Origin of the sequence: Anaerocolumna jejuensis DSM 15929 (genome assembly GCF_900142215.1) — a bacterium.
Taxonomy (GTDB): Bacteria; Bacillota; Clostridia; order Lachnospirales; family Lachnospiraceae; genus Anaerocolumna; species Anaerocolumna jejuensis.
Map to the genome: position 1 here is coordinate 21,920 of NZ_FRAC01000047.1, position 6,000 is coordinate 27,919.

Genomic DNA, 6,000 nt, shown 5'->3' on the forward strand with positions numbered 1-6,000 from the left:
ATATTAATTATAATAGGTCTATGTCAATTAGAATTGTACTAAGGTATACAGGCCATCTTTCTGATCCTGATTAATCCCAATATAGCGCAGAGTGATCTGCTGATTGCTATGATTGAAGGTATCCATAATAAGTCCTATATTGTATTTTGATAACTTATAAGTCCAATATCCCCAGGTTTTCCGCAAACTATGTGTTCCAAAATTCTCAATTCCCATAAGGTCAGCTGCTTCTTTTAAAAATCGATAACTTTGAACCCGGCCAATATGACCGCCTTTTTTGCTAGGAAACAGGTAATCATCTGATTTCAAGTTATGTATTCTCATATATTCAGATAATTCTTTCTTAAGAGCATCATTTATCTTTATCTTTTTTTCCTTGGATGTCTTCTTTTCCTTTACAATTAAGTATTCGCGGTAATTCCCGTTTTGAAAAGTTAAATTGATTGTCTTAAGAGGAAGGATATCACTTATTCTAAGTCCGGTATTTAACCCAAACTTAAAAAGCAATGCATATTTGTCATCCTTTGCTTTCAAATAGTTATACATCTTCGTTATTTTTCCCTTACTGCGTATAGGCTCTACTGTCATTTCCCGTTTCCTTTCTTCTACCAGCTTAACATAAACAATGACTTCTTAATGTAATTTTTCTGCAAATTTATTATAAAAGATACATTGCAATAAAGCAACTCTCATTTATAAATTTAAAAAAATACTAAAAAAACCCTGATTTTATCAATATCTCAGAAATGGCCAATGTATCATTTTAAGGATAATGTTACATAAAAATCACCAATTTGCTCTAATTTCATGCAAGTTATAAACTCCATATTTACTAATCTATAAATATTCCCCTCCTAATTGGGAGTTTGGAAATTATTTCATCATGGTACTAAGGCTCAATGAGCCTTAAATATAAAATGGAGGATTACAAATGAAAAAAACAAGAAGTATAAAAACCAAACTAGCCATATCCTTTGGCCTACTGGTAATCATCATCTGCGGAGGACTTGGAATCCTTACTTATTACAGTGCTTCATCTGCTATGTCAAACAGTATATCGGAATCCTTAACGCAATTAGCTTCAAAGTCGGCGGACTTGATTCAGGAAAGAGTGAATGCCCAATTAAACGCTCTTGAAGTAATGGCTGAGACCGATACAATCCAATCTGCAACCCTTTCCATGGATGAGAAACTGTCCTTATTAAAAAAGGAAGTAGACAGGGCAGGGCATCTTAGAATGTCTATCGTGGGTCTGGATGGCAACCTGTATACAACAGCTGGCACCACTGCCAATGTATCAGACAGAGAATATTTTAAGGCTGCAGTAAAGGGAGAGCCTTATGTTTCTAATCCTATGATAAGCAAGACCGACAATCTTCTGATTGTAACCTATGCAGTCCCTATAAAGTCCGGCGATAAAGTAATTGGTGTTTTGACTGCTACCCGTAATGGCAACGAGTTAACCAGCTTAACTAATGATATTCATTACGGCACCAGCGGCAGTGCCTTTATGATAGATAATAAAGGTATTTCCATTGCCAACAGTAATGAAGACTTAGTTAAAAATATGTACAATGCAATTGAAGAATCAAAAAAAGACCCTGAACTCAAGGAGTTAGCAAACCTTGAAAAGAAAATGATGAATGGCCAGTCAGGCGTTGGGGAATATACCTATGATGGTATACGAAAATTCATGGCATATACATCGGTTACAGGTACACAATGGTCTCTCGGTATAACCGCTCCCAGAAACGAAGTAATGAAAAGCATTGCCGACCTTAAGGTTATTGTAATTATCATTAGCATTGTTTTTGTCGGTATCAGTGCTATTATTACATATCTGATTTCCAACAATATAGCCAAGCCAGTAAAGGCAGCCTCGAACTATCTGCAAATAGTCTCTACCGGAGATTTTACAGGAAAAATCCCTGATAAACTGTTGAAAATGAAGGATGAGACCGGCCTCCTGGCTTCCTCCATAGATGTCATGCAGACTTCCATAAAAGGTATTGTAAAAGAGGTATCTGAAAAGTCCCAGACCGTTGCCGAGATTTTAAATAATATCAATTCCAATATGGAGGATTTGAACGGCAACATTGAGGGAATCTCCTCAACTACAGAGGAGTTATCCGCCAGTATCGAAGAAACCGCTGCCTCTTCTGAGGAAATGAGCAGCTCTGTCGGTGAAATTGAAAAGGCTTCCGAATCCATTGCACAAAAGGCCCAGGAAAGCACAAGTACTCTTTCCAATATGCTTGATACGGCACAGGACATGCAAAAGAATTCAAAAACCTCCAGAAATAATGCTATCGATATTTACGACAGAACCAAAGTCAATCTGCGGGCTGCTATTGATAAATCAAAGGCTGTTGAACAAATCAATATCCTATCCGGTGCTATACTTGAGATTACCTCTCAAACCAATTTACTGGCACTGAATGCGGCTATAGAAGCAGCAAGAGCAGGAGAAGCCGGTAAGGGATTTGCTGTTGTTGCAGAAGAAATCCGAAAATTAGCAGAAGATTCAAAAAATACTGTAACACAGATTCAGGAAGTAACGCTGACAATACTGGAAGCAGTCTCCAATCTGACTTCCAGCTCCAACGAAATCTTAAGCTTTATTGACAGTCAGGTAATGGTCGACTACGAGAACCTTGAAGGTATAGGAGATCAGTATAGTTCTCATTCTCTTGAAATGAATGATATGGTAACAGAATTCAGTGCTACCTCCGAGGAGCTCCTGGCCTCCCTTCAGGATATGACAAAAGCTATTAATGAAGTGGCCAGTGCATCCGGAGAAGAAGCTCTTGGTGCTTCAACAATAGCAGAAGAAGCTTCCAGTGTTGTACAAAAGTCCAATGAGGTAATTAAGCTGACAGAAGATGCAAAGGAAAAAGCCCATCTGCTTCTGGATGCGGTTGCTATCTTTAAGATATAGCGCCACTTAGGAGGATGATGAATAATGAAATATGAAATGAGATTTGGGAATTCAAAGACTCCATTATATAACAAAGATATAGACAGTACCTACTGGGAATGGTATTTCCCATCCGATACGGCCTATATCTCAGACTACTGTAAAAACGAACTTGAATTTGAAGGAAATTTAATCCGGGATTATTTCAGGATATGGTCCTCAAAGATCTACCCAGAGGATTTAAACGCCGTATTAAGTTATCTAGCCTGGTATTTAAAAGAAAAGGCTCCCTATTATAACTGTGAGTATAGAGTCAGAAATAAAGATAATGAATATATCTGGATTTTAAGCAGGGGAAAGGCATTTTGGAATAGTAATGGTAAACTTATTAAAATGGCAGGTTTACACACTAACATTACTGAAAGAAAGTGTATGGAAAAAAGGCTTAAATACCTTTCACAGCACGATCCAGCAACAGGTATCCCACTTACTCCTCTCTTTCTGAACAGGCTGGAAAAGGAAATCGCAAATGCCCAATCATGCTTTGCCGTATTATATCTGCACCCCAAAATCCAAATGGCAGATACAGGCAAATTTAATGATAACAACATAGAAAAGCTGATGATAAAAATTATCACGGACATAAATAATCGTCTTTCTTCAAAGGATTTATTATGCCGTATCAGCGAAAATGAGTATGCTCTGCTAATTGGAGGAGTTACCTCCAAACATTCTGTAGACAGAAAGCTGGCAGAACTTATAAATTACTCCCGCACACCATTCATTATAAATAATCACCTATATACTATCACCATGAATATCGGTGCGGCAATATATCCTATGAATGGCCGTAGTGCAAAGGTTTTATTAAAAAATTCGAGTCTGGCAATGCATAGATCAAAAACACTGGGCCCGAATAAATATTGCTTTTACAATAGTATATTAATTCCTATATACTATTAGCCTATAATTCGTTAGTTAGTTCATCCAACATCCACAAAAAGGGAAAGTGTCTATCCTCCCAGATTAAGACACTTTCCCTTTTTACCTGCTTAACGTTTTCGATTATTCTCTATTAGCTTATAAATGAAATAAACAATTAATAACGGTATTCCAATGGTAAAAAACAGCTTTATCATAAAGCCTCCTATGAATATTACCGCTACTAGAACTAAAGCGGCTATTACCCCTAATAACACTTTATGGTACCATTTGATCTGATGAATGCCATATGACTGGTAACCGCTGTTTTCCTGCCCATATACGCTATCCTCTTTATCTTCCGTCCAGTCCGTGGTATCGCCATCCTGATAGGCTGACTGATTCATTTTACTATGGTATAACGGCCCGTGAGACAGCTGGTATGTCTCTATTATCGTTTTCGCAATCAATCTGGAATCACCCAGCTCTTCCAATACCTGCTCTTCCGTTTTAAGGGCTGCCTGCTCCTTTATATAGCTGTCGTAATAACGAATATTATTTTCTATCTCACCTTCCGGCACTTCACCCGCCAAAGCAATTCTAAGTTCAGATAAGAATTCATTCTTAGTCATGTATCCTCCTAACATAAACCGATTTATACGGTCAAAAGCCACTTATCCTTAGTTTCCCTAAATTTTTAATAATTACTCTCATTTTAACACAAGGAACTATAGCCGTAAATAGCAGCTGATTAACATTTGATTAGAATTCCATCTTTAAGGCTGTTCCTTCCATATTTCCCGTATATCAAAAAAACTGCAATTTCTACGAAAGAAATCACAGTCTTTATACGTGCGTTAGAGGATTCGAACCCCCGACCTTCTGGTCCGTAGCCAGACGCTCTATCCAGCTGAGCTAAACGCACAAATTTTATTAACTTGCTAAATGCCGGCGACCGGAATCGAACCGGTACGGGCGATTAAGCCCGCAGGATTTTAAGTCCTGTGCGTCTGCCAGTTCCGCCACGCCGGCATTCAATAATTAACTTCAATAGTCAATTATTTATGGGACCTATAGGGCTCGAACCTATGACCCTCTGCTTGTAAGGCAGATGCTCTCCCAGCTGAGCTAAGATCCCATGAAAACTTCTGCTGTAAATTATTTATTTGGTTCTTTATTTCTAAAGAAACGACCCAGAAGGGACTCGAACCCTCGACCTCCGCCGTGACAGGGCGGCGCTCTAACCAACTGAGCCACTAGGCCATATATGATAAATAAAATATGTAATGCTTATTTTGGATACTCTCTGTTTAAATAATACACAATTTATACAGATTGTAATGGACCTTCAGGGACTTGAACCCCGGACCGACCGGTTATGAGCCGGTTGCTCTAACCAACTGAGCTAAAGGTCCAAAAGCCGACGATCGGACTTGAACCGATAACCTGCTGATTACAAATCAGCTGCTCTGCCAATTGAGCCACGTCGGCACAAAACATTTTCACGTTCATGGTACAAAAAAATGACTCCAAGGGGATTTGAACCCCTGTTACCGCCGTGAAAGGGCGATGTCTTAACCGCTTGACCATGGAGCCATGACATTAATTATAACATAAATATTGATGTTTGTCAATCATTATTTAGTTTTTCGTACTTAACGGCTATTTGTTAAGTACAACTCCCCGAGTAGGACTCGAACCTACAACCCCACGGTTAACAGCCGTGTGCTCTACCATTGAGCTATCGAGGAATAAACTACACTTGATATTATCTTATCCAAAATTAGAAATTATGAAATATATGAACATTGAAATAACCATAAGTGAAACAAATCACTTACTTAGGTCAAGCCCTCGACCTATTAGTATTAGTCAGCTGCATGTGTTACCACACTTCCACCTCTAACCTATCCACCTGATCGTCTTTCAGGGGTCTTACTAGCTTATGCTATGGGATATCTCATCTTGAGGGGGGCTTCACGCTTAGATGCCTTCAGCGTTTATCCCTTCCCGACTTGGCTACCCGGCCATGCACTTGGCAGTGCAACCGGTACACCAGAGGTCAGTCCAACCCGGTCCTCTCGTACTAAGGTCAGCTCCTCTCAAATATCCTACGCCCGCGCCGGATAGGGACCGAACTGTCTCACGACGTTCTGAACCCA

4 protein-coding genes, 8 tRNA genes and 1 rRNA gene are annotated in these 6,000 nt (G+C 39.1%); 2 read left to right on the forward strand and 11 right to left on the reverse strand.

Annotated elements, in window-relative coordinates; translation table 11 throughout:
- Positions 1–27 precede the first annotated feature (27 nt).
- Complete coding sequence (locus BUB77_RS27785) at positions 28–588, reverse strand: tyrosine-type recombinase/integrase (RefSeq protein WP_073280432.1); 561 nt, start codon at positions 586–588, stop codon at positions 28–30.
- Between the two features lie 343 nt (positions 589–931).
- On the opposite strand from BUB77_RS27785, the gene BUB77_RS27790 reads away from it, so the two are divergent.
- Complete coding sequence (locus tag BUB77_RS27790; protein WP_073280433.1) at positions 932–2,938, forward strand: methyl-accepting chemotaxis protein; 2,007 nt, start codon at positions 932–934, stop codon at positions 2,936–2,938.
- A gap of 24 nt (positions 2,939–2,962) precedes the next feature.
- On the forward strand, positions 2,963–3,880 hold the full coding sequence (locus tag BUB77_RS27795) for a PAS domain-containing protein (protein WP_073280434.1): 918 nt from the start codon (positions 2,963–2,965) through the stop codon (positions 3,878–3,880).
- Positions 3,881–3,969: 89 nt separating this feature from the next.
- Here BUB77_RS27795 and BUB77_RS27800 read toward each other — a convergent pair whose 3' ends face one another.
- The 10 genes from BUB77_RS27800 to BUB77_RS27845 form a co-directional block, all read right to left on the reverse strand.
- Complete coding sequence (locus BUB77_RS27800) at positions 3,970–4,470, reverse strand: DUF1700 domain-containing protein (protein ID WP_073280435.1); 501 nt, start codon at positions 4,468–4,470, stop codon at positions 3,970–3,972.
- Between the two features lie 219 nt (positions 4,471–4,689).
- Positions 4,690–4,763: transfer RNA gene (locus BUB77_RS27805), tRNA-Arg, on the reverse strand.
- 21 nt (positions 4,764–4,784) lie between these two features.
- Positions 4,785–4,870 (reverse strand) — tRNA-Leu (locus BUB77_RS27810).
- A gap of 33 nt (positions 4,871–4,903) precedes the next feature.
- Positions 4,904–4,976, reverse strand: a tRNA-Val gene (locus BUB77_RS27815).
- A 51-nt stretch (positions 4,977–5,027) separates the two neighbouring features.
- Positions 5,028–5,101, reverse strand: a tRNA-Asp gene (locus BUB77_RS27820).
- Between the two features lie 78 nt (positions 5,102–5,179).
- Positions 5,180–5,253, reverse strand: a tRNA-Ile gene (locus BUB77_RS27825).
- A 3-nt stretch (positions 5,254–5,256) separates the two neighbouring features.
- Positions 5,257–5,329: transfer RNA gene (locus BUB77_RS27830), tRNA-Thr, on the reverse strand.
- 33 nt (positions 5,330–5,362) lie between these two features.
- A tRNA-Glu gene (locus tag BUB77_RS27835) sits at positions 5,363–5,434 on the reverse strand.
- Positions 5,435–5,517: 83 nt separating this feature from the next.
- Positions 5,518–5,589, reverse strand: a tRNA-Asn gene (locus BUB77_RS27840).
- Positions 5,590–5,680: 91 nt separating this feature from the next.
- A 23S ribosomal RNA gene (locus tag BUB77_RS27845) occupies positions 5,681–6,000 on the reverse strand; the annotation flags it as partial.

What these genes read in the sequence shown, in the direction of transcription:
- BUB77_RS27795 (WP_073280434.1), top strand. Translation starts at nt 2,963, where the DNA reads ATGAAATATGAAATGAGATTTGGGAATTCAAAGACTCCATTATATAAC.
- BUB77_RS27800 (WP_073280435.1), bottom strand. Translation starts at nt 4,470, where the DNA reads ATGACTAAGAATGAATTCTTATCTGAACTTAGAATTGCTTTGGCGGGT.
- BUB77_RS27790 (WP_073280433.1), top strand. Translation starts at nt 932, where the DNA reads ATGAAAAAAACAAGAAGTATAAAAACCAAACTAGCCATATCCTTTGGC.
- BUB77_RS27785 (WP_073280432.1), bottom strand. Translation starts at nt 588, where the DNA reads ATGACAGTAGAGCCTATACGCAGTAAGGGAAAAATAACGAAGATGTAT.